The sequence below is a fragment of the Pantoea sp. Ae19-2 genome, assembly GCF_059801205.1.
On sequence record NZ_JBCHWE010000001.1, the window covers coordinates 2,144,296 to 2,168,310 of the forward strand.

Genomic DNA, 24,015 nt, shown 5'->3' on the forward strand with positions numbered 1-24,015 from the left:
AGCATGACGAGTTCAACGACCTTTCCAGCAGGATTTTTGTGGGGCGGTGCCACCGCCGCGAATCAGCTTGAAGGCGCATGGGATATCGGCGGCAAAGGGTTATCGGTGTCCGATGTTTATACCTTCGACGCGGCCACACCGCCCACGCAGTGGCTGGATCAGTGGCTTAGCATGACGCATGCGCAGGTTGAAGAGGCGCAGAACCCGGACAGTAAAAAGTATTATCCCAAGCGCAAAGGCAACGGCTTTTACACCCATTTCAGGGAGGATATCGCGCTGTTCGCCGGTATGGGATTTAAATGCTTCCGGATGTCGATAGCCTGGACGCGTATCTTTCCGCGCGGCGATGAAGCCGAACCTAACGAGGCAGGCCTGCAGTTTTATGATGAGGTGCTGGATGCGCTGCTAGCGCACGGAATCGAACCCATTGTCTCGCTGTCGCATTACGAGATGCCGCTGGCGTTGGTGACGGATTACGGCGGCTGGCCAAATCGCCAGCTGGTGGATTTCTACGTGCGATTCGCCACCACGGTTTTTACCCGCTATCGCAACAAGGTGAAGTACTGGATGACCTTTAACGAGATTAACTGCGTGAAGCATCATCCTTACGTCAGCGTCGGCGTGATCGAGGAAGGTCATCCTCATCTGGAGCAGGATAAATATCAGGGCGCGCACCATCAGTTTATCGCCAGTGCGCTGGCCACTAAGGCCTGCCACGCGATAATTCCCGGTTCTCAGGTGGGCTGTATGATTAGCTATCAGATCCTCTATCCGCATACCTGTCATCCGGATGACGTACAGGCATGTGAAGAGATGCAGCGCGTTTCGCTGTTTTTTAGCGATGTGCAGGCGCGCGGCTACTATCCGGCTTATGCCCGCAGAATGCTGGCGGAGAAAGGCGTTCAGCTGACCAAAGCCGTGGGTGACGATGAGATCCTGCGGCAACATCCGGTAGACTTCGTTTCCTTCAGCTATTACATGTCCAGCACCGTCAGCGCCCATCCCGAAAAGCTGACCGGCGCGCAGGGCAACCTGATTACCGGCGGAATACGTAACCCGCACCTGGCAACCAGTGAATGGGGCTGGCAAATCGATCCTAAAGGGCTGCGGCTGGCGCTGAACCAGCTTTATGACCGTTATCAGAAGCCACTGTTTATTGCCGAAAACGGTCTGGGCGCGGTGGATACCGTTAAGGCCGACGGCAGCATTGATGATGATTACCGCATCGACTACCTGCGCCAGCATGTCGAACAGATGAAAGAAGCCATTGCCGACGGCGTCGCGCTCTTTGGCTATACCTGGTGGGGGCCGATCGACGTGGTGAGTGCCGGGACCGGTCAAATGTCTAAACGTTACGGTTTTATTTATGTGGATCAGGATGATATGGGCAACGGTAGTCAGAAACGTACCTTGAAAAAGAGCTATCACTGGTATAAAAAACTGATTGCCTCTAATGGCGAAGACCTCCGCCGCTAACCCGGTTAAACGTCACTGAGGTGACCTGCTGACAGGCGCTGTCAGCAGGTCAGTGTATTTCAATCTCTGTCGTCCATCCCGGCAGAGCGGCTCACTGCCACTTAAGCCTCAGGAGAGGAGTGATTTGAACACGCTGCATTTAGTCGATCCCGAGTTACTTCCCATTCTCGCAAACAGCGCGCCGCTGGCACTCACGCCTGAAACGATTGTGGCACTGCGCCAACAGCGTCAGGATGCTGCCGTTAAGCAGGTTCAGTCTTATGGCGACCTTGGGCTTCACATCCATGAGCAGCAGATTGATTTTCCCGATCGTCCCACCGTCAGAGTCTGTGTGATAACGCCCGTAACCGCCACCGGAAAGCGCATGGGCATTTTGCACATTCATGGCGGCGGTCACCTGTTCGGCAGCCCGGAGCAGTCGCTTTCACTGACCAGTGCCACGGCGCTGCGCCAGAACTGCGTGGTGGTCTCGGTGGACTATCGCCTGGCCCCGGAAACGGTGTTTCCCGGATCGCTGGAGGACGGCTATGCGGTGCTGAACTGGATGGTAAGCCAGGCCGACAGGCTGGGCATCGATCCGGCACATATCGGCTTAATGGGCGACAGCGCCGGTGCCGGGCTGGCCGCCTCGCTGGCGCTGCTGGCAAGGGATCGCAATGGCCCCAAACTGGCCTTCCAGAATCTGATGTTCCCGATGCTGGACGACCGCACGGTGACGGAAACACATCCCAATCCCGTGACCGGCGAGTTTGTCTGGACGCGAGAATACAATCGTATTGGCTGGACCGCCCTGCTGGGCGAGGAACCCGGCAGCGAAACGATCTCGCCTTATGCCGCACCGGCACGCGCCAGCAACCTTGCCGGGCTTCCCCCTGCCTGGATCGGCGTCGGCACGCTGGACCTGTTTCTGGATGAGAACCTCGATTATGCACAACGGCTGATCCGTGCCGGCGTTGCCGTCGAGCTGCACGTCTGGCCCGGTGCCTTTCATGGCTTCCATGCCAGCGACACGGCCGCCGTTTCCCTGCAGGCCAGGGAACTGCGTCAGTGCTGGCTGTCGCGCTTTAATCCCTGCCCGGCAGGTTGATGGGCGACGCATATCCTGCCAGGGTTGAGCAACGCCGTTAACGCACGGAGCTACGTGATGCAAACGCTCAACATTGTACCCCGCCTGATGACAGCGCTGCGGGCGGGCAAAAAACGCCATACGATTCGCTGGCAGGAACAGAAGATTACGCCGGGTCCACTTTGCTATGTCAGTAACGAGGATCCTGCGACCTGGGTGATCGTTGATGTAGCGCAGGTGGTGACCATGCCGCTGTCATCCGTCGCGCACTATCTGGGCAAAGGTGATGAATGGCCCGATGCGGTCTTGCTGGCCGGAATGCAGGAACATTATCCTGCGATTCAGCTCGATTCACAGGTTGAGGTGATTCACCACTCCGCGCCGCGTCAGGATGAGCGTGCGCTTCACCTCGCATTGCTGGCGGCCCTGACGGTGCTGGAATGCAGCCTGCATCATGAAAAGCGCCACGATCTAGCGTGGCTTGACCAGAGACTGCATCCCGAATTTAAAGAGATCACCCTTTCAGGCACGCTGCTGAACCGTGAGCAAATCATCGCGGCGCTAATGAATGAAGAGAACGCGCAGGCCATTATCAGCAGCGACTTTCAACTAATGGAGGTCGGAACCCAGCATGCCATTTTGCTTTACCGCACCGCGCAGCCAGACGGCAGCCGTGCCGCATTACGTTCGTCCCACTGGGTTTTATCCGCAGCGCATGGCTGGCAGATGATTTTTCATCAGGGCAGCACGGCAGCCGCCGGGTCATAGTCTGGGGTTTGGGGTTTGGGGTTTGGGGTTTGGGGAAAAAGCGTGGGCTGTCCACGCAGCCGTAAAACAGACCCACAATCTGTGACAATCATGGCCGACATGCGGCCATGAGCGCTATTTCACCACAGGGTTTTTCTGCAGCGACAGCGCATCCATAAAGGCATCATCAAGCTGCAGATGTTCTTTCACCAAATCGCGCGGCGTACCGGCCAGCCACTGATTCAGGGAAATATCAGCGTAATAATCACTTTTGAATAACTCCAGGAAACGCAGCGGCCCCTTACCGGTATTTTCAACATAGTGGCCCATCGCGAACGGCACATAGCCGACGTCCCCTGCCCGGTAGTCAAAGGTTCTGGCCTGCCCTGACGACGCAAACACGCCCATGCGCCCTTCGCCTTCCAGGTAGTATTGCCACTCGTCGTTGTTCGGATGCCAGTGCAGCTCGCGCAATCCACCAGGTTCGATCTCCACCAGCGCGGCCGCGATGGTCTTTGAAACCTTAAAGGTCGAAGAGTCAGTGATTCTGACCGTGCCGCCCGGCGCCTTGATCGGTTCCTGCGCCAGCATGCGGTGCGTAAAGGTGCGTTTAGCCTGGGTTGCCCCTTTCACCGCCACGGATGAGAGGCTGCCGGGCACCGGCGCGGCGAAGATGTATTCATCTTCAGGCGAGGGCAGTTTGGCAAAGGTTGAGACCGGCACCTTGAAATTTTTGGCCAGAATCTCGGGCGGGATGTGTTTGAACCAGTCGGACAGCAGAAAGGTGCTGTCTTCATCGAATCCGCCGTCATCAAAGGCCAGCAGAAACTCGCAGCCGTCCGGCCCCAGCCCCTGAATTGAGTGCGGAATGCCCGGCGGGAAATACCATAGATCACCCGCACCAATATCGTCCACGAACCAGGTGCCATCGGTATCAAATGCCGTGACGCGGGCATTGCCATAGGTCATATAGGCCCATTCGCCCTCTTTGTGCCAGTGCAGCTCGCGAATGCCACCGGCATTGAGACGCATATCCACGCCCGCAATGGTGGTGGAGACGCCGAGCTCACGTTGGGTGACCTGACGGGTCCATCCGCCACTGCTTTTACGCACGTGCGCGTCGCTGAAGGAAAAGCGCAGGTTTGGCAATGTGCCGCTGTCGGTAGGCGGAGGATTTACGATGTCAGGATTTTCCGCTTCGCGGATGGGATCGTGCGGGCCGGGATCTCTGCCAGCGCCGGAAAAGGACTGAATGCTGTCATGTGCGTGAACCTGCCCGGCCGCCAGAGCGACCGTGCCGCCTGCCGCAAAGGCCATAAAGCTTCTTCGGGTTAATTTACTCATTAATAAAATACCTCGTTCCTTGCTGATAAATTCGACGACATGCGCTGTCATAAGAAATTTATAGTGGGATAAGTTAAATTTTATTTATGGGATATGTAAATTTTGATGACATCCGCATGGCCGAGTGGGTACGGAAATTATCAACCCGTGCTACCTTTTTATCGTTGATTGAGGAAGCGTTAACTTTTCTTATCGGTTCAATCTCATAATTGGCACGAAAGGATCATTTTCACGCGTAACGGCAATATCAATGCCGATCATACTTCGTTACAGGTTCAGGCTGAGGCGTTGTCTGTTGCAAGTCAGAAACAAACCGCTCTGATGAGGATCATTCCGTCGCAGCCAGCAGCGTTCGGGGCATGGCGCGGAGCGAGTGAAACGGCAGGGGTTGTGAAGGGAAAAGCCTTAATGCGCACTGTGCGCCCGGCCGGCAAACACTGAGCAGGCCAGACGACAGGGTAATGCCGCTAGAAGAACCTATGCTGACCCGGACTGGCTTCGGCCTGAGGCGCGCGGGCTGAGGAGGCGGCACCTTCAGCCTGCAGCGGACAAAACGGGTAAGCCCGGTGGCGTTCGGGCAAATTAACAATGATGATGCTCTCTTCCGGTCCATCAAGCACATCATCCATCAGACTCAGATATTCATAAGGATTTTGCATAACTTGTCTCTGTTCCGTTATCCATAGTGAAGCAGGTCATACAGTCAACTCAGGTTCGGCATGTTCGCTGCGATAGATCGATAATAGCTGTTAACTAACCTGTCACAAGCAGATTACGCCTATATGACAGCCAACAGACGGAAAATAGCGGCGCGCGCAAGGCACGCCGCACCGGGTCAGAAGAAGCCAAGCGGCTGGATGCTGTAGCTTACCAGCAGATTTTTCGTCTGCTGATAGTGATCAAGCATCATCTTGTGCGTCTCGCGACCGATACCTGATTTTTTATAGCCACCGAAGGCCGCGTGAGCGGGATAAAGGTGATAGCAGTTCGTCCAGACACGTCCGGCTTTGATTGCCCGCCCGACGCGGTAGGCCCGGTTGATATCCCGCGTCCAGACGCCCGCGCCCAGGCCGTAGATGGAGTCGTTGGCGATGGCGATGGCCTCTGCCTCATCCTTGAAGGTGGTGATGCCCACCACCGGGCCAAAGATCTCTTCCTGGAATACCCGCATGCTGTTGTTGCCTTTCAGCAGCGTCGGCTGAATGTAGTAGCCGCTGGCCAGCGTGTCATCGAGCGTCTCAACACCGCCGCCGATCAGCACCTCGGCCCCTTCCTGACGGGCGATCTCCAGATAGGAAAGAATTTTATCGAACTGCTGCTGAGAAGCCTGCGCGCCCACCATCGTTTCCGTATCCATGGGATCACCGCGCTTGATGGTTTTAATGCGTTTAAGCACTGCCGCCATAAAGGGCTCGTAAATGGACTCCTGCACCAGCGCCCGCGACGGACAGGTACAGACTTCACCCTGATTCAGGAAGCCAAGCACAACCCCTTCCGCCGCTTTTTCAATAAAGCTTTCTTCGGCCTGCATGATATCTTCGAAAAAGATGTTCGGCGATTTCCCGCCCAGTTCGACCGTAGACGGAATCAAGCTTTTCGCCGCCAGTTCCAGGATATGGCCGCCCGTCGCCGTCGATCCCGTAAATGCCACTTTGGCAATGCCCGGATGGGAGGCCAGCGCCTCACCCGCTTCTTTACCATAACCGTGGACCACGTTGACCACGCCGGGCGGCAGCAGATCTTTAATCAGGTCAACAAACAGGGTAATCGACAGCGGCGTTTGCTCCGCGGGCTTGAGCACCACGCAGTTCCCTGCCCCCAGGGCCGGCGCCAGCTTCCATGCCGCCATCAGCAGCGGAAAGTTCCACGGGATGATCTGCGCCACCACGCCCAGGGGTTCATGAAAGTGATAGGCGGCAGTAAATTCGTCGATCTCCGCCGCGCTGCCCTCCTGCGCCCTGACACAACCGGCAAAATAGCGGAAGTGATCCACCGCCAGCGGCATATCGGCGGCCAGCGTTTCACGAACCGGTTTACCGTTGTCCCAGGTTTCATTTACCGCCAGGTATTCCAGCTTCTCTTCCAGCCGATCGGCGATTTTAAGCAGCACCAGGGCGCGCTGCTGAGGCGAGGTTTTTCCCCAGGCATCCGCCGCGGCGGCAGCGGCAGCGACCGCGTTATCGACGTCTGCCTTGTCTGAGCGGGGAAACGCCCCGGCATCTGAACCATTAACGGGCGAGGTATTGGTGAAGTAGTGGCCATTGACCGGCGCAACGAACTCCCCATTGATGAAATTGCCATAGTGCTTTTGCAGCGTGATGAGAGAACCGGATTCTCCTGGAGCAGCATAGCGCATGTTGAATCTCCTTACGCAGTAAGATGTGAAACAACTATGAAACCTATTTTTAACATATTAGATCAGCGCCAGCCTGACAGGTTTGTTGTCCTTAAACTGTGACCGCGACGAAGGAAAATCCCCGTTGGGCCCACTACAGATAATTCCGACTTTTTGCCGCTTCGCCAGTTATCTGGAAACTTTTAGGCACGATGGGGTCAATATGGGGATATGTTTACTCTGGAGGTATGTCAGCATGTTAGCTTCGGCTTTCACCTTAATGCGCGCTAAAGCAGATTTCGTCCACCAGTTCATTCGTAATCCGCGCAAAATGGGCAGCATTACTCCTTCCTCTGATGCGCTGTGTCGCACCATGGTTGACTCGGTGGCGTGGAGCGGTCAGTTGCGGGTTGCCGAACTGGGCGCGGGCGATGGCGTTCTGACGCGTCGTCTGCTGGCGCAGATGGCACCGAACGCGACGCTGGACGTATTTGAAATCAGCAGCGCGCTGGCGCAAAAGTTAAGCGCGCTGAATGACGAGCGAATGACGGTGCGGACCTGTTCGGCCGAGTACCTGAACGGCAGCTATGATGCCATTTTCTCTGGCCTGCCGCTGCTGTCGCTGTCGCCGGAACTGCGGGATGCCATCCTACAGGCGGTGTACCATGCCCTGGGGCCGAACGGCGTTTTTGTGCAGTTTCAGTACACGTCGCTCACCCAGCCCGATCTGTCTCGTTATTTTACCTGGGAGCGCCAGCGGGTGTTAAAAAACGTTCCGCCGGCCTGGGTTTATCGTTGTACCCGCCACTATGCGCCCTGAGCGCTTTTAACCGCCGGGCGCGTTTGCAACCAGAAATGGTATAAGAGGCTACGCGCCCAGTCCGCCCCCTGCAGTTCCGTCCCGTCATTTTCCTCATTTTCTGGCAGGCATGCATCCATAATGCGGCGATCAAACTCCGGGTGAAACTGCACCGACAGCGCACAGGCTGAATAGCGCAAGACCTGGCAGCCGTCCATGTCCGAAACGGCCAGCACGGTGGCGTGCGCGGGCGGCGTCATCACCGACTGGCGATGCGAAAGCCAGGCCTCGAAGGTTTCCGGCAACGTGGCCAGCAGCGGATCGTGGCGGGCCTGGGAAGTGGTGGTTAACGTCATCAGACCGCGTTCCCAGCCATTAGGGTTGTCGCCTACTTTTCCCCCCAGTGCATAAGCCATCAGCTGGTGGCCGTAGCAGACGCCAAGCAGCGGCAGACGCGCCTCCATCGCGGCACGAATCCAGGCCGCCGTGCGTTCACTCCAGTCAGCATGATCGGTCACCATTGCCCAGGAACCACTTAACACCGCACCGGAAATATCAGTAAACTGCGGCAGCGTTTCGCCCAAGTGGGGACGGACAATAACGTAATCATCAGGCTGTAAATTCAGGGCATCAATAAACCATACCGGTTGTTCACCGATTTTCTCGACCACGTTGGCGGGGGGAACATCTAACTGAATCAAGGCAAGGGGCAATGCAGGCGCAGAAATCATACCGAATCGAATCCTCAAAAGGGTTGGCGTTTCGGAATATCAGTCTGACAGTAACTGTTGTAAATGTCTTATGAATTTTTTGAGCTTTATTTCCTGCTTAACTAAATAAAAAATGTTAATCATTGCCAGAACGTCGTGGGTTCGTGCCATGATTATCAGGTATCGGGTTTATTTTTAAAGGACAACATTGTGGCAGTGCGGCATTTCTTTATGGTTCTGATGGTGGTTTCTATCTGGGCCTTTAATAACGTGGCGGTAAAATGGGGTTTAGTTGAGTTACCGCCTTTGTTTCTTACGTGGATGCGTTTTGCGGTCGTGGCGATTGTGCTGGTGCCGTTTTGCCGCATTAACCGCCAGCAGCTTCCCTGGTTGCTACTGCTGGCCTTCACATTTGGGTTTATGCACTTCTCTCTCCTGTTCGTCGGTATGCGTTTTACCGATGCCGGAACGGGCGCGATTGTCGTGCAGTTGGGTACGCCGATTGCCATGCTGCTGGCGATGGTGGTGCTGAAAGAGAAGCTGCGGTTGATTCAGCTGATCGGCATTATGATCTCGCTAAGTGGTGTAGTGGTGCTGTCTGGTAGCCCCACCATTCCTGCCTGGTGGGTGCTGTGCATCCTGCTGTGCAGCGCCACGGGCTGGGCGATCAGCAACCTGATTGTGAAAAAATCGCCGCCGATTAAACCCCTGACGCTGACCGGCTGGATCGCCTTTCTGGCCCTGCCGATTGTGGGGGCCGCCAGCTTGATGCTGGAGTCTCATCAGCTCTATGCGCTGCAACATGCTGGCTGGCGCGGCTGGTTTGCCATTCTTTACAGTGCCATTGCCTCTTCCGTGGTGGCGTACACCTTATGGTATGCCCTACTGAAGAAATACAACGTCAACCTGATCATGCCCTACTCGCTGCTGACGCCGGTGCTGGCGGTCTTAATGGGAATCGTGGTGCTGGGCGACAGCCTGAACAGTTTCAAAATTATTGGCGCTTCGCTGGTCATTCTGGGCACGACGATTGCGGTGATTAACCTGCGCAATCTGCGCATGCACGCACGCTTTCCTCGCCTGCGACGCCGTTAAGGGCACATGCTATGCTTCAGGCATCGCCCTTATCAGGAGCCTGTTGCATGAATCATCTGGCTAACGCACTTTGGCAGCAGATGTGGCAGGGATTGCACGGCAATCATGCGCCACAAATGCTGCCTGTTTTTACCGACCACGCCACCTTTTCCTCCGCCTATGCCGTCAGTGAACTGGCGGCCACCAGCCTGGGTCTGGCGATGCAGGGCGTGGCCGACCTGCTTAATCGTCCTGCCCGTCCGCAGGTTAACGTCCGACTGGCCTCACGCTGGTTTCAGCACAGTTTTATGCCGCTTAATCGCGCTGCGCCCGCGCTGTGGGATCCCTTTGCCGGCGATTATGCCTGCCGCAACGGCTGGATCCGCCTGCACACCAATGCTCCGCACCATCGGCTGGCAATGGAACGCGTGCTTGGCCGTCACCCGGATCGCGCGGCACTGGCACGGGAAGTGGCGCAGTGGCAAGCCACGGAGCTGGAACAGGCGGTGATTGAGGCAGGCGGCTGCGCGGCAGAGATGCGCAGTGCCGAGGCATGGCAGCAGCATCCACAGGGGATGGCCGTCATACATGAACCGCTCTTCGCGCGACAAACCCTGGCCGACGGCCCCGCAGTCACGTGGGCGTTGCCCGCGGCGCGTCCGTTACTTGGCATCAAGGTTTTGGATCTGACCCGTATCATTGCAGGCCCGGTGGCGACGCGCTTTCTGGCCAGCCTGGGGGCAAACGTTTTACGAATCGATCCGCCCGGCTGGCAGGAACCCGGTGTGGACGAAGAGCTTGCCTGCGGCAAACGCCGTGCCGTGCTGGATTTAACACAGCCAGCCGACCGTGCCCAGTTTATCTGGTTACTGAAACAGGCCGATGTGATGGTGCACGGCTACCGCGCCGACGCACTGGAAAAGCTGGGATTTGATGCGGCATCGCTGCAGGCCCTGAGCCCCGGTCTGGTCGACGTCAGTTTAAATGCCTGGGGCTGGCAGGGACCGTGGCGCAACCGGCGCGGTTTCGACAGTCTGGTGCAGATGAGTTGCGGGATTGCCGAACAGGGAATGCGATGGAAGCAGCATGATGCGCCGGTACCGCTTCCGGTACAGGCGCTGGATCATGCCACTGGCTACCTGATGGCCGCCGCGGTTCTGGCAGGATTGCGTCAGCGCCTGCAGCACGGCTGCGGCAATCAGACGCGGCTGTCGCTGGCGCGTACCGCCTGGCTGCTTGAGCAACACCGTTATGGGTTGAACGAACAGCAGACCGGCATTACGCCACGGCTCTGCGACAACCAGCCCTGCATTGAGCTTACGCCGTGGGGGATTGGCGTCCGGTTACGATCCGCCGCCTGGCTGCCCGGCACCACATTACAGTGCGCCACGCCCGGCAACCCGCCCGGCACGCATCCGGCGCACTGGTGATTCAGGCGTCGTCGCCCTGCTCGCTGGCGCTTTCCACCAGCTCATCATACATGGCCTGAATCGCCTCACGGCTCAGCACCGCCAGCGTACGATAAAACGCCGTGTTGGCATGGGCTTCAACTTTGCCGAGAAACGTGCCGCACCACGGCATCAGGTACACGTCAAACAGCGCCAGCTGCGCGGCGCTTTCATCAGCCGCAGACTGATCTTCCAGCCAGGATGCCGCTAGCAGCAGCCCACCGAAATGGTCGGCAGGCGCCTCGCCCAGCGGCATACCGCGCGCGGTCAAAAAGGCACGAATATCAGCTTCCGGCTTTCCTTCCGGCCAGCGTGACGCAAACGGCGATACCTTGCAGTCACTGCCGACAAACAGCGCATCGTAGTCTGCCGCCAGCGCCTGCGGATCGCTGTTTTGCTGCAGGCGCGTTAACAGCTCATCCTGCTCCAGCGGCCACTGTGCCGCCAGTTTACCTTCACGAATCAGCGTAAACAGCGGGGCCAGCAGCGCATCCTGCGGATGGCGGTTAAACAGCGAGCCAATAATACGGCACAGAATGGAAAACTCATTCATGCGTCAACATTCCTTGAGGGAGATAAATTAAAAGTCAGCCAGCTCGGCGATAGGTTTGCCGGTACGCAGTTCCAGAAAATCGAGCAGGCGACGCGGCGTGACATTTAACACGCGATCCTCGGGAAAATCCACTTCTCTGGCAATCCGCAGGCAGTGCTCGAAGTTGCCGAGGGTGAAAGCGGTGTGGGAATCGGAGCCGAAGGCCAGCCGCCCGCCCGCTTTGCCGACCGCTTCCGCAATCGCCCGGCAGTTGGGCTCGCTGCCCGGACGGGAATGGGTAAAGGAGGAGTTATTCAGCTCCAGCGCCACATTGTAGTGCGCGGCGGCTTCGGTGATAGCGGGAATATCGACGGGATATTTTGGGTTGCCGGGATGGCTAATGATGTGAACCAGCCCGCCCGCCATGGCGGCAATCATCGCCTCGGTATTCTGTGTCAGATCGCGCGGCGCATAAACCGCTTCGTGAAAGCCCGCCACAATGAGATCCAGCGATTCCAGCATCGGCCCTGAGCAGTCGATCTCGCCCTGCTGGTTTTTAATATTGGCCTCGATACCGCGCAGAATCGCCACGCCATCAATGATCCGTGGCCAGATGCGCATATTAACGAAGTGCCAGTAATGCGGTGCATCGGCCATGTCCGGACCGTGATCGGTTATAGCAAACAGCTTGAGGCCGTTCAGTTTTGCCTGCGCCACATAGTCGTGCAGCGTGCTGTAAGCGTGCGTACTGGCAACCGTGTGCATGTGAAGATCTACCGGATACATTGTCTGCTCCTGCAAAGGCCGGTTAAGGCATCAGTGATTAATAGCCGCGCTGACGATCGACGAGGCCCTGAGGATGTTCACCCCTTTCAAGCTGCCCGATAGCGTGGGCAATAAAGTCCATCGCCTCTTCTTTCAGGGTGACCGCCGCATTGTGAGGGGTAATTGTTACGCGCGGATGGAACCATAAGGGATGATCGGCAGGCAGCGGTTCAGTCTGAAACACATCCAGCGCGGCCCCCTTCAACTGTCCGCGATCAAGAGCAGCGAGCAAATCAGCTTCCACGACCTGATCGCCACGGGCGAGGTTAAGGAAAAAAGCCTCCTGCGGCAACTGCTGCAACAGTTTATGATCAATCAGATTGCGCGTTTCGGGCGTGCTGGGCAGCAGGTTAATCAGCACCCGGGTTTCGCGCAGGAAGTCATTCAGCGCCGCCGCGCCAGCGAAGCTGGTTACGCCGGGAATCTGCTTCGGAGAACGGCTCCAGACGCGCACCGGAAATCCCCGCGCCTTAAGCGTTTCGGCGACCTGCTGCCCGAGTACGCCTGCACCTAAAATGCCGATGTGAAAGGTTTCGCGCGGGTAAGAAGGCAGCGGCTGCCACTGGGCCGACTGCTGCTGCTGGAGATAGTCATCGAAGCGTCGGAACCAGCCCAGGACGCGGCACAGCGCATATTCCTGCATCTGCTGCGCCATGCCTGTGTCTTTCAGGCGATAGAGCGGAACGTTGTCCGTGAGCATATCCGGGTGCTGCGCCAGCTGCCGCAGGATTTCATCCACGCCTGCGCCCAGTGCAAATACGCCTTTTAACGCGTGGCGGCCACGAAGCATGTCAGCCGGTGGCGAACGCACCAGCGCATAGTCTGCGGGCGCGTTGTCGCCCGGTGCCCACGCGCGCACGCGGGCCTGGGGCAAACGCTGCTGCAGGCCATGTATCCAGTCCGTGGCGCTCTGCGACGGATGAAACCATACAATCTCCATACTGCTCTCCTTTTATTCCCGCCTCGGGTAAACGTGCACAAGGGCAAGCGAAGCCCTGAAAAATGCCTTTTTTCTAACATACCGCAAATAAATAATTCATGCCGCTTCACATTTCCGCCGCACTTAAGGGTGAAAATTGTGGTTAAGGTCTAAAGTTGTTGGGTGGTCAATGCGTTACACAGGGCCGCATTTCGGACAAGGAGAAACACCGATGATGAACACTGAGGTAAAAACGAAAAAACGGCCTCAACGCCATGCGCCCATCCTGCTCAGCCTGTTGCTGAGCGCGAGCGTATTCAACAGCTGGGCGGCAGAGGAATCCCGATTACTGAACAATCCACCGCAGCCGCCGGATGTCCGCTTAGGGCCATTGTTTAATGCCGTTCAACAGGCGAAATTTTACCCCGATCAAAAAACGTTTGCCGATGCAGTACCAAAGTACGATCCTTCGTCAATTCTTGCCGACTGGCAGATGCAAAAAAATCAGCGCGGCTTTGATTTAAAACGGTTTGTTGCAGCGAATTTTACCCTGCCTGGCGACGGCGATAAATATGTGCCGCCTGCAGGCCAGAATCTGCGCGACCATATTAACGGCCTGTGGCCGGTGTTAACCCGCACCACCAACAGTGTGGGAAAATACGACTCGCTGCTGCCGCTGCCTAAGCCTTATGTCGTGCCGGGCGGACGTTTCCGTGAGGTTTATTACTGGGACAGCTATTTCACCATGTTGGGGCTGGCAGAGAGCGGCCATTGGGACAAAGTCCAGGACATGGTTGATAACTTTGCTTCCCTGCTGGATCGCTACGGCCACATTCCTAACGGTAACCGCACCTACTACCTGAGCCGGTCACAGCCGCCGTTCTTTAGCCTGATGGTCGATCTGCTGGCAACCCATGAAGGCGACAAAGCCTATACCCGCTATCTGCCGCAGCTGCAAAAAGAATACGACTACTGGATGGCAGACAGCGACAGCGTCGCAGCGGGCAGTGCCAGCAAACGGGTGATCAAGCTGGCCGACGGTACGTTGCTGAATCGCTACTGGGATGCGCGCGACGTGCCGCGTACAGAATCCTGGATGGATGATATTACGACGGCCAGTAAAGCGCCGCAGCGCAACAAGGCCGAGATGTACCGCGAGCTGCGTGCCGGAGCCGCCTCGGGCTGGGACTTCAGTTCGCGCTGGTTCACCGACGCTCATAATCTGGCTACCATCCGTACCACCCAACTGGCCCCGGTAGATCTGAACAGCCTGATGTTCCACCTGGAAAAAACCCTGTCTACCGCCTATCGCCTGAACAAACAGGACGATCGGGCAAAGGCCTTTGCAGACCGGGCAGAAAAACGTCAGGCGGCGGTTAACCGTTACCTGTGGGACAGCAAGCAGGGCTGGTACGCGGACTATGACTGGAAGAAACGCCAGATCCATCCGCAGCTCACCGCTGCCACGCTGTTTCCGCTCTATATGCAGATTGCCAGCGACAAACAGGCTGACAGCACCGCCAACGCGGTGGAAAAACAGCTGCTCAAACCGGGCGGCCTGGTGACCACGACGGTGAACAATGGTCAACAGTGGGACGCGCCTAACGGCTGGGCACCGCTGCAGTGGGTCGCGGTAGAAGGCCTGGAGCACTACAAAAAACCTCAACTGGCGCAGCAGGTGGGCTTACGTTTCCTGCGTAACGTACAGCTGACCTACGACAAGGAGCATAAGCTGGTCGAAAAATATGTGGTGGAAGGTGCGAACCTGGGCGGCGGCGGCGGCGGTGAATACCCGCTGCAGGATGGCTTCGGCTGGACCAACGGCGTGACGCTGAAGCTGCTGGATAAATATTGCCCGAAAGAGAAAACCTGTAACAGCGCGCACGATATTCCCGAGGCGCAGAGCAGCGCACAATAACGGCAAGGTCATTGCCAATATAAAAAGGGCCCGCAGTCACCTGCGGGCCCTTTTTTTACATCATGTTCTGCGTTAACTGCGTACTTTGCGGTAGATAAACAGCACGACAAGCGCACCGATGACCGCGACAACGAAGCTACCGAAGTTGAACCCGTCCACACGGCCAAAGCCGAAGAAGGTACTGATCCAACCACCGACTACGGCACCGATAATACCCAGAATCACGGTAATGATGAAACCACCACCATCTTTACCTGGCATGATCCATTTCGCCAGGATACCGGCGATTAAACCAAAGATGATCCATGAAATAATACCCATCCGTTACTCCTTCCTTTTGGTTAGTCAATGGCGATCGCCTGATTAATCAAGCGGTTCACTGCGCCAAGTATAGTCGCGTTTTTCCAAAAATGTAGCGCAAGCAGTTAATGATAGTGGTTATTGTGTTAAAGCTTTATTATTGTGCGCCGATAACGAACGGGTAGTAACAGGATAATTACGTGAAAAAACGTTGCTCATCTGGAGCCAGCAAGTGAAAGAAACCGATAAAGAACAGTATCTGAAACGTGGCACGCTGGCCGTGCTTGGCGTGATGAAGGACCTGCTTCAGTTACAAACACCTTTGCTGGTGAATTTTTCGCGCGGGCAGTTTATTAGCCGTATGCTGGCTGCCGATGAAACGCGCATTGTGTTTGATCTGGGAAGCAATAACCTCGATAACGACTACGCGCTGCACTGCAACGAAATCACGGTCTTCGCCGAAACCCACGGCGCCAAAATCGAATTTGCCCTTGGGGCACTGGAAAAAACCGACTTTGAGGGGTTACCTGCTTTTCAGGCCGCCCTGCCGGACGTACTGTGGCAAATCCAGCGTCGGGAATTTTTCCGCATCAGCGCCCCTATGGAGCCGCAGTTCTGGTGCCATTGCCAGTGGCCTGACGGCACGGCCGCGCGCCTGCGCTTACAGGATCTCTCCCTGGGCGGCATTGGTGTTCTGGTGGAAGAAGCGATGCCGGAAGGGCTGAAAAGCGGGGACGATTTCAACAGCCTGCAGGTCGAACTGGGGGAATTTGGCCAGTTCAACGTCAGCGCTAAGCTTATGCACATTGGTGAACGCAGCATTATCACCAATAAAAATGAGACGAAAGTGACGCCTCGCCTGAGCTTCCGTTTTACCGCACTTGAGCCCCATCAGGAGCGGCAGCTGCAGCAGATTATTTTTGCCTTGGAGCGCCAGGCGCGCGACAAAGCACAACGCTTCCAGTGATCCGCCCTTCATCCTGCGCCGCGCACCGGCGGCGCATCCAGGCTATGCTTTCCCTTGCTTTCACGTTTAACCGGAACCAGCAAGGAGAATCTCCCCAATGGAAAACTGGCTCAGTTCGCGTCATTTTCAGTCCATTTTTTTCAATCAAACACTCTGGATCAATAGCGCTATTGTTATCGTTGCTACCCTTGTCATTTACTGGCTGCTGCGCAGCCTGATTCGTTTTACCTCTAACCGCATTGCCCACTACAGCGAAGTTCGCTACGCCCGGTTTACCGGTATTCTGGTCGAGATCTTGCGCAGCACCAGCCAGCTTCTGCTGCTGATTTTTTCCTTTCTTATCGCCCTGCGCTTTATCGATCTCCCTGACGCCTGGCGCGCGACGATCTCGCACAGCTGGTTCCTGGCCCTGATTGTGCAGATTACGCTGTGGATCGATGGCGGCATCCGCCTGTGGTTAAAGAGCCTGCTGCGCGATCCGCAGCATGTTCGCAATCCTGTCACCACGGTGATTATGGGCATTTTGCTGCGCGTGCTGGTTTGGGTCATGATGCTGCTGGCCATTTTATCGAACATGGGCATCGACATTACGGCGCTGGTTGCCAGCCTGGGCGTGGGCGGTATTGCCATCGCCCTCGCCATTCAGACGGTGCTGAGTGATGTGTTTGCCTCACTGGCGATTGGCTTTGATAAGCCTTTCGAACACGGTGATTTTATTGTCTTTGGCGACATCGCGGGGACCATCGAACATATCGGCCTGAAAACCACCCGCCTGCGCAGCCTGAGTGGTGAACAGATCGTCTGTTCCAACACCATTCTGCTGCAGCAAACGATTCACAACTACAAACGTATGCAGCAGCGCCGTATCGTGTTCAGGTTTGGTATCAGCTATGCCACCCCTTCTGAGCAGGTACGTGAGATAAGTGAACAGGTGAAAACCATCATTCAGGGCATCGAGATGACCCGCTTTGACCGCGCCCATTTTCTGGCGTTCGATGATTCGAAGCTGACGTTTGAAGTGGTCTATTTTGTGTTGAGTGCCGACTACAACCAGTACATGGATATTCAACAGGAGATTAACCTGCAGCTCATGGCGGCACTGGAAGAACGCAATATACGCTTTGCCTTCCCGATCCGTCAGGTCGAATTCAGCGGGGGCAGTTTGCCGCCGGTCGATCTTAAGCCGGTTCCCGATGACGACGCGGCCCAGCTACGCCGCGCGAATCGTTAAGCGCCGGGACGAACGGAGGATCGCGGCACGCTGCCCGATCCTCTTGCAGCCCTTATGCGGGCTGATAGCGACAGCGGGCAACGGCGTTCAGCCAGCCCTGATAGCTGTCCTGCATTTTCTGCGCCAGCTGCCTGCGCGGCATCACGACGTTGCCGCCCTGAAGAGCCTGCATATCACTCCCCTGCTGCCACCATCCCAGCTGTTTACCTGCCAGCAGTGCCGCCCCCAGCGCGGAGGCTTCAGCGGTAGGCGCGCAATGCAGCGGGCGCTGCAGGACGTCCGCCTGAAACTGCATCAGCCAGCGATTTTGTGTCGCACTGCCGTCAACGCACAGCGCAGGTAATGTGTCGCCGCTTGCCTGTTCCATAGCGAAAAAGACGTCAGCAATTTGCCAGGTAATCGACTCCAGCGCGACCCGCGCAAGCACCGCCGGGGTGGCCGCATCGGTCAGGCCGCACAGCATGCCGCGGGCTTTTAAATCCCACCAGGGCGCGCCCAGTCCGGACAGGGCCGGGACAAAATAGCAGCCCTGATTGTCATCACAGCTTTCGGCCATTGCCGTCAGCTGCTGGGGATCGGTGACGCCGAGCATTTTTCCCAGCCAGGCCGCACCTGAACCGGTGTGGGTAATATTGCCTTCAAACGCAAAGCGCGGTTGACCGTCGTGCCACGCCACGGTGGTGCTGAGGCCATTGTCGGTCAGGATCGGCGTTGCCATCGACATCATCAGCGAGGAGCCCGTGCCATAGGTTGCCTTGACCACTTCCGCCTCGTCACGGCGCTGGGCATAAAGCGCCGCATGAGAATCGCCAATGCGTGCCAGGATCGGGGTGCCAGGTGCCAGACCGGCAATATCAGTTAAGGCAACCACGCCCGCATAACCCGCTGAGGCGTTAATCTGCGGCAGCGCGGCGCGCGGCAGGCTGAACAGGGACAGCAGTTCATCATCCCAGTCGTTGGTGTGCAAACTGTAAAGCTGCGTGCGTGCCGCATTGGCATGGTCGGTGACGAAGCACTCTCCCGCCGACAGTTGCCAGGTCAGCCAGCTGTCCACTGTACCAATACATAACTCCCCCGCCGCCGCTCTGGCAAAGCCGTCAGGCAGTGACGCCAGCATGCCGGTCAGCTTGGCGGCAGGAAACATAGGATCGACCGCCAGCCCGGTTAGCGCCGTAATCTTCCCGGCCTGTCCAGACAGATGAAGATCGCGGCAAAACGATTCCGAACGGCGGTCCTGCCAGCTCACCAGCGGGGTGAGCGGCATGCCGTCCCGGCGCTGCCATATCAAAACCGATTCACGCTGATTGCTGATCGCAACCGCCGCGACCGGTGCGTCGGCGCACTGGGCAAGACAGTCGGCTATCGCCTGCCTGACGGCCAGCCAGATGGCCATGGGGGCCTGCTCGGCCAGACCGGGTTGCGGATGCTGCAGCGTCAGGCCCTGACTGGCCCGCGCCACCACTTTTCCCTGACGATTTACGGCGACCGCTTTGGCGTTGGTGGTGCCTTCATCAATAGCCAGAATCACGGACTCGTGCATCGTCAGCCTCCTGTGCAAAGGCGCAGCGCCTGGGCCGCCACGCTGCTGGCGTCAATGCCATGACAGGCCCGGGTGGAGGCGCGATCGCCGGCGATGGCGTACTCGCCATCCGCAATGCCCAGACGCAACAGCTTAACCGGCAAGCCGTTCTCGGCCAGGACCTCCGCCACCAGGCTGCCTACGCCACCATTGATGTTGTGCTCTTCAACCGTGATGACGCTACGGTAGTGACTCAGCAGATTATGCAATTGCTGAGTGTTACAGGGACGAATAGAAGGCACGGCGATTACCGCAGCGGAAACCCCCTGCGTTTCCAGCTGCTCTGAGGCGGTAACGGCCTCATGTACCGTTGAGCCCATGGCAACAAGCGCAATGTCATGGCCTTCGCGCAGCAGATCGATCGCCCCGGGTGTAAAGCGGTATTCGTCGTCGTGCAACTGCGGCAACGCCTTGCCATCCAGCCGAATATAAACCGGCCCCACATGATCAAGGGCATAGTCGATGATTTGGCGGCACTCAAGGGGGCAGGAAGGCGCGTAGATTTCAATATTGCCAAATCCACGCAGGATGGCGATGTCGTCAATGCTGTGGTGCGTGCTGGCGAGCGGGCCGTAGCTGGCTCCTGCATTCAGCCCAAACAGCTTAACGTTAGTATTGTTATAACAGACGTCGATTTTCACCTGCTCGTTAGCACGGGAGATCAGAAAGGGTGCGGCGTTACAGGTTACGGCCACTTTTCCGCCCAGCGCCAGCCCGGCAGCCGTGCCCACCAGCGCCTGCTCGGCGATGCCCACGTTAATTAACCGGCCGGGAAACGCCTTAATAAACGGCGCGATTTTAGCGGTTGAGGTGGAGTCAGCCACCACCGGAACCACATCGATACCGCGATCAACCGCCGCCATCAATGCTTCTACCATGACCTCTGCCAGATGTTGTGCCTTACTCATCTTTTAACTCCTCCAGTGCCCGGTCGATTTCTTCACCCTTGGGCACCCGGTGGTGCCATTCCGCTTTGCCCTGGATAAAGGAGATACCAAACCCTTTTTCCGTGTGGGCGATAATCACCCGCGGTTTGCCGCTTACCGGCGGCTGTTCGAGTGCGCTGACCACCGATGCCATGTCATTGCCCTGGCATTCACTCACCGCCAGACCAAAGGCACGCCATTTCTCCGCTAGCGGATCGGTGTTCATAATGTCACGCGTCGATCCCGCCAGTTGGAGTTTGTTTTTGTCGTTAATCACAATCAGGTTATCCAGCCCGTAATGGGCTGCCACCAGCGCCGCTTCCCAGTTACTGCCTTCTGCCAGCTCGCCGTCGCCGGTCACGACAAAAATGCGCCGCCGACTGTTGCTCTTCTTCGCCGCCAGCGCAATGCCCACCGCCACGGGCAATCCGTGCCCCAGCGCGCCCGTGTTCAGTTCGACGCCCGGCGTCTTTTGCCTCACCGGATGCCCCGGTAAAGCGGAGTGAGCATGCTGATAGGTCGCCAGCCACTCCAGCGGGAAATACCCGGCTTCCGCCAGCACACAGTAATATCCTCCCACGGCATGACCTTTTGACTGGATATAGATATCACGCTCGTCATCTGCCGTCCGGTCGGGCGCACAGTTGAGGATGCGGAAATAGAGCGCAGTCAGGATTTCAACCTGCGACAGGTCCGCGCCGGTGTGCCCCCCCGCCGGGCTGCCCGCGTTAAGCTGAATAATGCGGCGGCGCACTGACCGCGCTCGTTTTTCAAGCTCATTTACAGAAAGCATAAAAGGATTCATAGCTCACCTATTGAATTTTAAGTCCACACTGAATATATATTCAGGCTGGGTGTTATTGCCCCGTGCTGACAGGCAATGCGTGAAAGTCCCACACTTACATGCGCTGCCAGACCAAAGTCCTTTTCCTTTATGAATATATATTCAATAATGATTTTATATTCAAAACCACTATGCGCCTTGCGGGTGACGCCGTCCAGACAGGAAGTGATAAAAAGCGAAAATGATCACAAATTGCCGTGGATTGTGATTTTTACGTGGGTGGTTAACAATGGCAGGCAGAACACGAGAGGAAAAAAACCAATGGCGAAGCAGGATGAACAGCGGCTCATGGTAAAAATTGCCACACTTTACTATGTCGAAGGCAGGAAGCAGTCCGATATTGCACAGCTACTCAAGCTGTCTCAGTCGTTCGTATCGCGCATTCTGAACCGCAGTGTGAAAGAAGGCGTGGTAAAAATCAGCGTGGTGCCGCCTGCTAATGTCTTTCCGGAACTGGAAAAAGCGCTTGAGCAACGCTATCAGCTGCCGCAGGCCATTGTGGTGGATGTGCCAGAACAGGCGTCCGCTGGCGAGATCAAACAGGCGATTGGCTCGGCGGCGGCGCACTATCTGGAAACCCGACTGCGCGCGGACGAACTTATTGGCATCTCCTCCTGGAGCGGCACCATTCGTGCAATGGTGGATGCCCTGCATCCTCTCAATAACGCCTGTAAAGGTGTGATTCAGCTGCTGGGCGGCGTGGGGGCCAACGGAAACGTCCAGGCTACGATACTGACGCAAAATCTTGCCGCGCTGTTGAATTGCCCCGCCTGGCTGCTGCCCTCTCAGTCCATTGAACACTCGGTCACGGATCGCCAGCGGCTGGCCGCCAATCCCGACGTCGCCGAAGTGCTGAATAAGTTTAATGAGGTGGACTTAGCCATTGTCGGCATTGGCGATCTTGAACCTTCTGCGCTGCTGCGCAATTCGGGTAACTACTACGACGCAACCATGTTACGCACCCTGGCCGGGCGCGGCGCGGTGGGGGATATTTGCCTGCACTATTTTGATGAACAGGGTCAACCCGTGCTGAACGCCGATGAGGATCCGGTCATTGGCATGGAACTGGAACAGGTGCGACAGTGCGCGCAGGTGGTGGCGCTGGCAGGCGGCAAAGAGAAAGCACAGGCGATTCGCGGGGCGCTGCGGGGTGGCTATGTGAATGTGCTGATTGTGGATTATCCCACGGCAAGGCTGCTGACCACTTAACTGTTCTCTCCTCACCTGCCAAAAAGGAAGGTGAGGAGAAAACATGAGGATCAGCTGTTAGCGCGGTAAGCCGTGGTGACTTTCCACAGGTAACGTGGCGCCTGGGCTGCAGGATGTTTGTTTTGTACGTGCTGATAGAACTCGTCCGGCGTCATGGCATTTATCATGGCAATGGCCCGATCGCGATTGCTGGAGAAGGTGCGCAGTAACGCGCCAGCACCGTTTGCATAGGAAACAATAGTGGCGTAACGCAGCGTGAGGGGATCGCGGATGCCCGAAAGCGCAGACTGCTGCAGAATTTTGATGTACGCGGTACCAATATCAATATTTCTGGCCGGATCGCGCAGCTCTGCGTTGCTCGGCTGACCGTGGCGCCCCTGGGTGCGATACACTTCCCGGCCCGCGGTTGAGGCTTTGATCTGCATTAATCCCACCGCATTAGAACGGCTGACCACGCCAGGGTTCCCACCGGACTCCACATTGATAATGGCGCTGATCAGTTTTTCATCCACGCCATACTGGCTGGCGGCCGTTTCGGTAAAGAGTGACCAGGTTCCGCTGATGCGTGAAGGCGGTGCCTGGGTTAACGGCGTATTCTTCTCTTTAACGTAAGTATGCGGCGGTTCACTGGCACAGCCCGTCAGCAGCAAGGCTGAAATGACAAAGTAGCGAATTTTTAGCAATTTTTTATCTCGTCGCAGAAGTGGCGGAAGCTATCATACCGAGCCGGCTGAATTGCAAAATTACCGTTTATCCTAATTACAGCAGTCTGATGACTTATTTACGGTTTTTCGTCATTATCGTGAAGTCTGTCACTGACTAATTTCAGGAATTTACTATGACGTCACGTTCCATCCGTCTTATTGCCCCTTCAGGTTATTGCCATAATCAACCTGCGGCCCTGCTCGGGGTTGAACGCCTGCGTGCGGAAGGACATCGCGTGGACAATGACGCCGTCATCGCGCGGCGCTTCCAGCGCTTTGCTGGCACCGACGAGGCGCGCTCAGGCGATATTAATGAACTGGCTGACTTAGCAATCCTACCCGATATTGTGCTGGCGGTGCGCGGCGGTTATGGCGCAACACGGCTGCTGCCGTCGGTGGATTATGCCGGCCTGAAGCGTCGTTTAGCGCACCAGCCGCTGGCCATCTGTGGGCACAGCGACTTCACCGTGTTGCAGTTAGCGCTGCTCCAACATGCCGGTTTGATTAGCTTCAGTGGACCGATGCTGGCGGGCAATTTTGGCGCTGAGGTTTTATCCGAATTTACCCTGCAGCACTTTTGGCATGCGCTGACATCACCTACAGTCATGGTGGCCTGGCAAAGTGAAACACCCGATAACGGCCACTGGCAGGGGACGCTGTGGGGCGGCAACCTGGCGATGCTCTGCTCGCTAATCGGGACGCCATGGCTGCCGCAGATTGAGAACGGCATTCTGGTTATCGAAGATGTTAATGAGCATCCGTTCCGTATTGAACGTATGCTGCTGCAGTTGCACCAATGCGGCGTGCTGGCCAGACAGCAGGCAATTGTCACCGGCAGTTTCACCAGTACCGCTCTGTCGGAGTACGACAACGGATTTGATTTTCCTACGGTCTGGCAGCACATTCGCGAGGTCAGCGGCCTGCCGGTTATCAGCGACCTGGACTTCGGTCACGCTCCGGATACCGTCACCTTACCTCTGGGTGCAACGGCCACGCTGCAGGTGAATCAGGGTCAGGTTGTATTACAGGCGAGCGGACATCCCGTATTGCGCACATAGCTGA

Annotated in this window: 23 protein-coding genes; 11 read left to right on the top strand and 12 right to left on the bottom strand. The window is 56.9% G+C overall.

Annotated elements, in window-relative coordinates; all coding sequences use genetic code 11:
* The first annotated feature begins 3 nt into the window (after window positions 1-3).
* The 3 genes from AAIE03_RS09890 to AAIE03_RS09900 all read left to right on the top strand — a co-directional run bounded on the left by AAIE03_RS09890 (window position 4) and on the right by AAIE03_RS09900 (window position 3,310).
* Window positions 4-1,476: a glycoside hydrolase family 1 protein gene (locus tag AAIE03_RS09890; RefSeq protein WP_014593488.1), complete on the top strand. Its 1,473-nt coding sequence runs from the start codon at window positions 4-6 to the stop codon at window positions 1,474-1,476.
* 124 nt (window positions 1,477-1,600) lie between these two features.
* A complete protein-coding gene (locus AAIE03_RS09895; RefSeq protein WP_022622905.1) occupies window positions 1,601-2,563 on the top strand; it encodes an alpha/beta hydrolase in 963 nt (320 codons plus the stop codon).
* A gap of 57 nt (window positions 2,564-2,620) precedes the next feature.
* Entirely contained in the window at window positions 2,621-3,310 is a 690-nt protein-coding gene (locus AAIE03_RS09900) for a DUF4440 domain-containing protein (RefSeq protein WP_014593486.1), read from the top strand.
* 114 nt (window positions 3,311-3,424) lie between these two features.
* Here the strand turns inward: AAIE03_RS09900 and AAIE03_RS09905 are convergent, their stop codons facing one another.
* The 3 genes from AAIE03_RS09905 to exaC form a co-directional block, all read right to left on the bottom strand.
* Window positions 3,425-4,633: a cupin domain-containing protein gene (locus AAIE03_RS09905; RefSeq protein ID WP_022623574.1), complete on the bottom strand. Its 1,209-nt coding sequence runs from the start codon at window positions 4,631-4,633 to the stop codon at window positions 3,425-3,427.
* A gap of 467 nt (window positions 4,634-5,100) precedes the next feature.
* The gene (locus AAIE03_RS09910) at window positions 5,101-5,292 is read right to left on the bottom strand and encodes a hypothetical protein (RefSeq protein ID WP_013025446.1); all 192 of its coding nucleotides are present in this window, start codon (window positions 5,290-5,292) and stop codon (window positions 5,101-5,103) included.
* 176 nt (window positions 5,293-5,468) lie between these two features.
* Window positions 5,469-6,989, bottom strand: a complete 1,521-nt coding sequence (gene exaC / locus AAIE03_RS09915) for an acetaldehyde dehydrogenase ExaC (protein WP_014606082.1) — start codon at window positions 6,987-6,989, stop codon at window positions 5,469-5,471.
* 235 nt (window positions 6,990-7,224) lie between these two features.
* On the opposite strand from exaC, the gene AAIE03_RS09920 reads away from it, so the two are divergent.
* The gene (locus AAIE03_RS09920; RefSeq protein WP_019105667.1) at window positions 7,225-7,788 is read left to right on the top strand and encodes a class I SAM-dependent methyltransferase; all 564 of its coding nucleotides are present in this window, start codon (window positions 7,225-7,227) and stop codon (window positions 7,786-7,788) included.
* Here the strand turns inward: AAIE03_RS09920 and AAIE03_RS09925 are convergent.
* A complete protein-coding gene (locus AAIE03_RS09925; RefSeq protein WP_014593482.1) occupies window positions 7,776-8,498 on the bottom strand; it encodes a glutamine amidotransferase in 723 nt (240 codons plus the stop codon). The genes AAIE03_RS09920 and AAIE03_RS09925 overlap by 13 nt on opposite strands.
* Window positions 8,499-8,687: 189 nt before the next feature.
* On the opposite strand from AAIE03_RS09925, the gene AAIE03_RS09930 reads away from it, so the two are divergent.
* Both AAIE03_RS09930 and AAIE03_RS09935 read left to right on the top strand, forming a co-directional pair.
* On the top strand, window positions 8,688-9,572 hold the full coding sequence (locus tag AAIE03_RS09930; RefSeq protein WP_022623576.1) for a DMT family transporter: 885 nt from the start codon (window positions 8,688-8,690) through the stop codon (window positions 9,570-9,572).
* A 47-nt stretch (window positions 9,573-9,619) separates the two neighbouring features.
* Window positions 9,620-10,981 carry a CoA transferase gene (locus tag AAIE03_RS09935; protein ID WP_041455933.1) on the top strand — a complete coding sequence of 454 codons (1,362 nt, stop codon included), beginning with the start codon at window positions 9,620-9,622 and terminating at the stop codon, window positions 10,979-10,981.
* A 1-nt stretch (window position 10,982) separates the two neighbouring features.
* On the opposite strand, the gene AAIE03_RS09940 is transcribed toward AAIE03_RS09935, so the two are convergent.
* The 3 genes from AAIE03_RS09940 to ghrA are packed head-to-tail and all read right to left on the bottom strand — an operon-like array spanning window position 10,983 to window position 13,296.
* Window positions 10,983-11,552: a TorD/DmsD family molecular chaperone gene (locus AAIE03_RS09940; protein ID WP_013025440.1), complete on the bottom strand. Its 570-nt coding sequence runs from the start codon at window positions 11,550-11,552 to the stop codon at window positions 10,983-10,985.
* 27 nt (window positions 11,553-11,579) lie between these two features.
* A complete protein-coding gene (locus AAIE03_RS09945; RefSeq protein ID WP_064352640.1) occupies window positions 11,580-12,317 on the bottom strand; it encodes a phosphatase in 738 nt (245 codons plus the stop codon).
* 37 nt (window positions 12,318-12,354) lie between these two features.
* Window positions 12,355-13,296 (bottom strand): glyoxylate/hydroxypyruvate reductase GhrA, encoded by a 942-nt coding sequence (ghrA, locus tag AAIE03_RS09950; protein ID WP_064352641.1) that lies wholly within the window; start codon window positions 13,294-13,296, stop codon window positions 12,355-12,357.
* 211 nt (window positions 13,297-13,507) lie between these two features.
* Between ghrA and treA the strand changes: the two genes are divergently transcribed.
* Entirely contained in the window at window positions 13,508-15,193 is a 1,686-nt protein-coding gene (treA, locus tag AAIE03_RS09955; RefSeq protein WP_498562981.1) for an alpha,alpha-trehalase TreA, read from the top strand.
* A 72-nt stretch (window positions 15,194-15,265) separates the two neighbouring features.
* On the opposite strand, the gene AAIE03_RS09960 is transcribed toward treA, so the two are convergent.
* Window positions 15,266-15,514 (bottom strand): GlsB/YeaQ/YmgE family stress response membrane protein, encoded by a 249-nt coding sequence (locus tag AAIE03_RS09960; protein WP_013025436.1) that lies wholly within the window; start codon window positions 15,512-15,514, stop codon window positions 15,266-15,268.
* Window positions 15,515-15,725: 211 nt separating this feature from the next.
* Here AAIE03_RS09960 and AAIE03_RS09965 point away from each other — a divergent pair, with 211 nt between their 5' ends.
* Both AAIE03_RS09965 and AAIE03_RS09970 read left to right on the top strand, forming a co-directional pair.
* Window positions 15,726-16,460, top strand: coding sequence for a flagellar brake protein (locus tag AAIE03_RS09965; protein ID WP_014606088.1), 735 nt, complete (start codon window positions 15,726-15,728; stop codon window positions 16,458-16,460).
* A gap of 97 nt (window positions 16,461-16,557) precedes the next feature.
* Complete coding sequence (locus tag AAIE03_RS09970; protein WP_022623580.1) at window positions 16,558-17,691, top strand: mechanosensitive ion channel family protein; 1,134 nt, start codon at window positions 16,558-16,560, stop codon at window positions 17,689-17,691.
* A 52-nt stretch (window positions 17,692-17,743) separates the two neighbouring features.
* Here the strand turns inward: AAIE03_RS09970 and AAIE03_RS09975 are convergent, their stop codons facing one another.
* The 3 genes from AAIE03_RS09975 to AAIE03_RS09985 are packed head-to-tail and all read right to left on the bottom strand — an operon-like array spanning window position 17,744 to window position 21,001.
* The gene (locus tag AAIE03_RS09975) at window positions 17,744-19,231 is read right to left on the bottom strand and encodes an FGGY family carbohydrate kinase (RefSeq protein WP_498562982.1); all 1,488 of its coding nucleotides are present in this window, start codon (window positions 19,229-19,231) and stop codon (window positions 17,744-17,746) included.
* 2 nt (window positions 19,232-19,233) lie between these two features.
* The gene (locus AAIE03_RS09980) at window positions 19,234-20,178 is read right to left on the bottom strand and encodes a transketolase family protein (RefSeq protein WP_498562983.1); all 945 of its coding nucleotides are present in this window, start codon (window positions 20,176-20,178) and stop codon (window positions 19,234-19,236) included.
* Entirely contained in the window at window positions 20,171-21,001 is an 831-nt protein-coding gene (locus tag AAIE03_RS09985) for a transketolase (RefSeq protein ID WP_013025431.1), read from the bottom strand. The genes AAIE03_RS09980 and AAIE03_RS09985 overlap by 8 nt, the downstream gene beginning before the upstream one ends.
* Window positions 21,002-21,301: 300 nt before the next feature.
* Here AAIE03_RS09985 and AAIE03_RS09990 point away from each other — a divergent pair, with 300 nt between their 5' ends.
* Window positions 21,302-22,249 carry a sugar-binding transcriptional regulator gene (locus AAIE03_RS09990; RefSeq protein WP_014606091.1) on the top strand — a complete coding sequence of 316 codons (948 nt, stop codon included), beginning with the start codon at window positions 21,302-21,304 and terminating at the stop codon, window positions 22,247-22,249.
* A gap of 50 nt (window positions 22,250-22,299) precedes the next feature.
* On the opposite strand, the gene emtA is transcribed toward AAIE03_RS09990, so the two are convergent.
* Window positions 22,300-22,932, bottom strand: a complete 633-nt coding sequence (gene emtA, locus AAIE03_RS09995; protein ID WP_014606092.1) for a membrane-bound lytic murein transglycosylase EmtA — start codon at window positions 22,930-22,932, stop codon at window positions 22,300-22,302.
* A 155-nt stretch (window positions 22,933-23,087) separates the two neighbouring features.
* Here emtA and ldcA point away from each other — a divergent pair, with 155 nt between their 5' ends.
* Window positions 23,088-24,011 carry a muramoyltetrapeptide carboxypeptidase gene (ldcA, locus tag AAIE03_RS10000; RefSeq protein ID WP_498562984.1) on the top strand — a complete coding sequence of 308 codons (924 nt, stop codon included), beginning with the start codon at window positions 23,088-23,090 and terminating at the stop codon, window positions 24,009-24,011.
* The last annotated feature ends 4 nt before the right edge of the window (window positions 24,012-24,015 follow it).

Excerpts from the sequence above, each read along its gene's own strand:
- AAIE03_RS09890 (WP_014593488.1), top strand. The coding sequence starts at position 4 with ATGACGAGTTCAACGACCTTTCCAGCAGGATTTTTGTGGGGCGGTGCC.
- AAIE03_RS09900 (WP_014593486.1), top strand. The coding sequence starts at position 2,621 with ATGCAAACGCTCAACATTGTACCCCGCCTGATGACAGCGCTGCGGGCG.
- AAIE03_RS09905 (WP_022623574.1), bottom strand. The coding sequence starts at position 4,633 with ATGAGTAAATTAACCCGAAGAAGCTTTATGGCCTTTGCGGCAGGCGGC.
- AAIE03_RS09910 (WP_013025446.1), bottom strand. The coding sequence starts at position 5,292 with ATGCAAAATCCTTATGAATATCTGAGTCTGATGGATGATGTGCTTGAT.
- exaC (WP_014606082.1), bottom strand. The coding sequence starts at position 6,989 with ATGCGCTATGCTGCTCCAGGAGAATCCGGTTCTCTCATCACGCTGCAA.
- AAIE03_RS09920 (WP_019105667.1), top strand. The coding sequence starts at position 7,225 with ATGTTAGCTTCGGCTTTCACCTTAATGCGCGCTAAAGCAGATTTCGTC.
- AAIE03_RS09925 (WP_014593482.1), bottom strand. The coding sequence starts at position 8,498 with ATGATTTCTGCGCCTGCATTGCCCCTTGCCTTGATTCAGTTAGATGTT.
- AAIE03_RS09935 (WP_041455933.1), top strand. The coding sequence starts at position 9,620 with ATGAATCATCTGGCTAACGCACTTTGGCAGCAGATGTGGCAGGGATTG.
- AAIE03_RS09940 (WP_013025440.1), bottom strand. The coding sequence starts at position 11,552 with ATGAATGAGTTTTCCATTCTGTGCCGTATTATTGGCTCGCTGTTTAAC.
- AAIE03_RS09945 (WP_064352640.1), bottom strand. The coding sequence starts at position 12,317 with ATGTATCCGGTAGATCTTCACATGCACACGGTTGCCAGTACGCACGCT.
- ghrA (WP_064352641.1), bottom strand. The coding sequence starts at position 13,296 with ATGGAGATTGTATGGTTTCATCCGTCGCAGAGCGCCACGGACTGGATA.
- treA (WP_498562981.1), top strand. The coding sequence starts at position 13,508 with ATGATGAACACTGAGGTAAAAACGAAAAAACGGCCTCAACGCCATGCG.
- AAIE03_RS09960 (WP_013025436.1), bottom strand. The coding sequence starts at position 15,514 with ATGGGTATTATTTCATGGATCATCTTTGGTTTAATCGCCGGTATCCTG.
- AAIE03_RS09970 (WP_022623580.1), top strand. The coding sequence starts at position 16,558 with ATGGAAAACTGGCTCAGTTCGCGTCATTTTCAGTCCATTTTTTTCAAT.
- AAIE03_RS09975 (WP_498562982.1), bottom strand. The coding sequence starts at position 19,231 with ATGCACGAGTCCGTGATTCTGGCTATTGATGAAGGCACCACCAACGCC.
- AAIE03_RS09980 (WP_498562983.1), bottom strand. The coding sequence starts at position 20,178 with ATGAGTAAGGCACAACATCTGGCAGAGGTCATGGTAGAAGCATTGATG.
- AAIE03_RS09985 (WP_013025431.1), bottom strand. The coding sequence starts at position 21,001 with ATGAATCCTTTTATGCTTTCTGTAAATGAGCTTGAAAAACGAGCGCGG.
- AAIE03_RS09990 (WP_014606091.1), top strand. The coding sequence starts at position 21,302 with ATGGCGAAGCAGGATGAACAGCGGCTCATGGTAAAAATTGCCACACTT.
- ldcA (WP_498562984.1), top strand. The coding sequence starts at position 23,088 with ATGACGTCACGTTCCATCCGTCTTATTGCCCCTTCAGGTTATTGCCAT.